This window comes from Aestuariibaculum suncheonense (assembly GCF_014596935.1).
Classification (GTDB): domain Bacteria; phylum Bacteroidota; class Bacteroidia; order Flavobacteriales; family Flavobacteriaceae; genus Aestuariibaculum; species Aestuariibaculum suncheonense.
Genome location: NZ_JACVXC010000041.1, coordinates 1 through 258, shown reverse-complemented (window position 1 = coordinate 258; position 258 = coordinate 1). Strand labels below are relative to the sequence as shown.

The window sequence follows — 258 nt, the reverse complement described above, 5'->3', positions numbered from 1 at the left end:
CTGTGACGGAGAGATTGATGAAGGTGTTAAGAACACCTATTATGCCGATAATGATGGTGATGGTTATGGTGATGCAGGATCAAGTATGCCGGCCTGTTCAGCACCTGAAGGCTATGTATCAGACAACACGGACTGTGATGACACAAACATTACAGTGTATCCTGGAGCAGAGGAACTGTGTGATGGTTTAGATAACGACTGTGACGGAGAGATTGATGAAGGTGTTAAGAACACCTATTATGCCGATAATGATGGTGA

The 258-nt window shown here is 44.2% G+C and carries 1 protein-coding gene; it reads left to right on the top strand.

Going from position 1 to position 258, the window contains the following annotated elements:
• Positions 1 to 258, top strand: a 258-nt coding sequence (locus tag ICJ84_RS16665) for a putative metal-binding motif-containing protein (RefSeq protein ID WP_188217543.1), incomplete at both ends; no start/stop codon positions are given.